Genomic DNA, 3,481 nt, shown 5'->3' with positions numbered 1-3,481 from the left:
GCGGCTTACGCCGCTCCCACAAGGGCCGTTGCGTGGTCGGGAAGGCCTTGTAGAGCCGAGCCATGCTCGGCTGGAGCATTACCGGCAAGGCCTCTGCCGAGCATGGCTCGGCACTACCGCAGTCAGGCGGCTTTGTCGCCCTTGTAGCTGCAGCCGGAGGTGCAGGTTTCGTGCACGACTACTTCGCTGAGCAGCGGCAGTGCCGGCTTCAGCTTCTCCCAGATCCACATCGCCAGGCGTTCGCTGGTGGGGTTCTCCAGGCCGGGGATGTCGTTGAGGTAGTTGTGGTCGAGCTGGTGGTAGAGCGGCTGGAAGGCGGCCTTCAGATCGCTGAAGTCCATGATCCAGCCAGTCTCCGGGCCGGGTTCGCCGCTGACCCGCAGTTCCACGCGGAACGAGTGGCCGTGCAGGCGCGAGCACTTGTGGCCGACCGGGACGTTGGGCAGCCGGTGCGCGGCTTCGAGGGTGAAAACCTTGAAAATATCCATGGGCGTAATTGTAGGGTGCCGCCGTCGCTGCGCGTATGCGCCAGTGATGTCAGTCATATTTTCATATCCATCCGGATGGAGCGATGTAACGGATGGTTATGTGCGAATGCAACAAAGTGATTGGCCGGACATTTGCCGTTCATGAGGTACTGGCGCCGTTGTCATTCACCTCTCCCCGGATTCCATGCCTACTCGCTCCTTGCTCGCCTTCGCGGTGGCCGCTGCCATCGCTGCTCCTTCCCTCGCCCTGGCCGAAGCCGCTGCCGATGGCAGCAAGACCCTCGATGCGGTCCGTGTCACCGGCTCCAACATCAAGCGCACCGATACCGAGACCGCCAACCCGGTGCAGGTAATCGAACGCCAGCAACTGGAGCAGACCGGCAAGGCCAGCGTGGCTGACCTGCTGCGTTCGATCTCTGCCAACACCGGCAACGCCAGCAACGAAACCAGCAACAGCGGTTGGGCCTCGGGCTCGGCCGGCATCGGCCTGCGCGGCCTGTCGCAGAAGAACACGCTGGTGCTGCTCAATGGTCGCCGTCTGGCCAATTACGGCTTCCCGTCCGGCGGTCTGTCGGACACCTTCGTGGACCTCAACGCGCTTCCCCTCGTAGCGGTGGAGCGCATCGAAGTGCTGAAGGACGGCGCCTCGGCGGTATACGGCTCCGATGCAGTCGCCGGCGTGGTCAACATCATCACCCGGCAGAATTTTGAAGGCGCCGAAGTCGGCGTCAGCGGCGGCACCTCCGAAGCCGGTGGGCTGGATCAGCAGAACCTCAAGTTCGTCGGCGGCCTCGGCGACCTGGACCGCGATGGTTACAACATTCTGGTGTCGCTGGAAGGCTATAACCGCGACCGCCTGGACCAGGACCAGCGCGACCTGACCCGCTCGGGCATCTATACCGACAAGGCCGGTGGCCGCTGGAACGGTTGGTCGGCCAAGGGCGCGCGTTACCTGATCGACGGCAAGTCAGTGCCGATGCTGGACGCTGCCGGCAACTGCCCGGAAGGTACGGTACTCACCGCCAGCGCACCGATCGATGGCCTGGCCGGAGACACCTGCGCGTTCAACCAGGCGCCGTATACCACGCTGATCCCGTCGACCAAGCGCTGGCAGGCCTATGTCAACGGCACGCTGCGCATCAATGATTCGGTGGAAGCCTTCGCCGATGTGATCTACAGCGACATCAAGGGTGTGTCGTGGTTCGGCTCCAGCCCGTTCTTCACCCTGGAAAGTGGCCGTTTCGCGCTCAACGCAGATACCGGCCTGGCCGAGCCGGTGCGTTCGACCTTGCCGGCAGGCAATCCGTACAACCCGTACGGCGTCGACGTGCCGATCGAATACACCTTCTTCAACCTCGGCGGCACCATCAAGACCAATCGTTCGCGTTCCTATCGCGGCGTGCTTGGCCTGCGCGGGCAGACCGAGAAGTGGGACTGGGAAGTCGGCGCATTCCAGGCGGCCAGCAAGCAGCGCGAGACCGTTTCCGGCGGCTTTGCCAATCGCTGGACGCTGTATGACGCACTGGCCAGCGGCAGCTACAACCTGCTCAATCCGTCAGCGACGGATCCGGCGGTGCTTGCAGCGATTGGCCTGAGCACGCTGCGCCCGGCCGAATCGGTGCTCAAGGGTGTCGATGCCAAGGTGTCCGGTACTTTGGGTGCAACCTGGGCGGGCGAGATTGGCTTCGCCGCCGGTGCCGAATGGCGTCAGGAGAAGCTCGATTCAAACAATCCGTGGCAGATCGATGCAGGCTTGCAGGTGCGCCCGGCGATCGCCGAAGTGCACGGCCAGCGCCAGGTCAGCGCCGCCTACGCGGAAGTAAGCGTGCCGTTGCACAGCACGTTGGAACTGCAGGCGGCAGCACGCGCCGATCGTTACAGTGATTTCGGCAACGCGTTCTCGCCCAAGCTCGGCCTGCGTTGGCAGCCGCTGGATTGGTTGCTGGTGCGTGCTGCGGCCTCGCGCGGTTTCCGTGCGCCGTCGCTGTCGGAGAACTCGGCATCGACCAGCATCGCCTACGGCTCGGTGGTCGATCCGCATGATCCGGACGTGGCTGGTTCGCGGCAGAACCCGACCTTCTTCACCGTCGGCAACACCAACCTGGATCCGGAACGCACGCGCAGCTTCAATGCCGGCTTCGTGCTCTCCCCGTGGCAGAACACCAACCTCAGCGTTGATTACTACCGCATCAAGCTGGACAACCTGATCGGCACCGGCAACACCACCACGCTGGTGGCGGACAACAACCCGGCCGATGTGCTGCGTGATTCACGCGGCAAGCTGCTGGCGGTCTACAACCGTTACCAGAACCTGAGCCAGCTGGAGACCTCCGGCATCGACATCGAGCTGCGCCAGCGCTGGCAGACGGCCGCTGCGGGTGACTTCGGCCTGTCCTCGGCGCTGACCTATGTCATCGACTACAAGCGTCCGCAGGTGGTTGGTGGTCCGCTGGTTGACTACGCCGGCTCCAACCTCGGCCCATCGTTGCCGGATACCAAGGCGACCACCTCGCTGGACTGGGCCTTGGGTGATTGGCGTACCGCGCTGACCTGGTATTACACCAGCAGCTATGACCAGGAAGGCAGTGCCGCGGCGAAGGCGGTGCAGAAGCAGGTGGCCAGTTACAGCCAGTTCGATCTGTACCTGGGCTTCACCGGCATCGACAAGCTGACCGTGTACGCAAAGGTGCAGAACATCGGTGACCGCCAGCCGCCGTATGACGCCACCTTCCCGGGTGTGCGCGCACCGTACGACTTCAGCCAGTACGACCTGCGTGGGCGCTATTACACGCTGGGCTTTGATTATCGCTTCTGATTGAAAGCCCCTCTCCCGTCGGGAGAGGGCAGCTCTTGTAGTGGGGGGGGGGGGGGGGGGGGGGGGGGGGGGGGGGGGGGGCGGGCGGGGGCGGGGGGGCGGGGGGGGGAGGCGGCGCGGGGAGCCGCGGGGTAGGGCCCGACGACCCCCCGCAGCGGGCCCCCGCCCCCCCCACCCC

The 3,481-nt window shown here is 64.8% G+C and carries 2 protein-coding genes; one reads left to right on the top strand and one right to left on the bottom strand.

Going from position 1 to position 3,481, the window contains the following annotated elements; genetic code table 11:
* Positions 1–122: 122 nt before the first annotated feature.
* On the bottom strand, positions 123–488 hold the full coding sequence (queD, locus tag ACVOL0_RS20190) for a 6-carboxytetrahydropterin synthase QueD (protein ID WP_481550600.1): 366 nt from the start codon (positions 486–488) through the stop codon (positions 123–125).
* Positions 489–672: 184 nt separating this feature from the next.
* Between queD and ACVOL0_RS20185 the strand changes: the two genes are divergently transcribed.
* Positions 673–3,303, top strand: coding sequence for a TonB-dependent receptor (locus tag ACVOL0_RS20185; protein WP_481550599.1), 2,631 nt, complete (start codon positions 673–675; stop codon positions 3,301–3,303).
* The last annotated feature ends 178 nt before the right edge of the window (positions 3,304–3,481 follow it).

It is taken from the genome of Stenotrophomonas sp. STEN021, assembly GCF_056760175.1.
This window is presented reverse-complemented; position numbering and strand designations above follow the sequence as displayed.

Bases quoted from the DNA above. Each gene is read 5' to 3' on its own strand.
- ACVOL0_RS20185 (WP_481550599.1), top strand. From the start codon at position 673: ATGCCTACTCGCTCCTTGCTCGCCTTCGCGGTGGCCGCTGCCATCGCT.
- queD (WP_481550600.1), bottom strand. From the start codon at position 488: ATGGATATTTTCAAGGTTTTCACCCTCGAAGCCGCGCACCGGCTGCCC.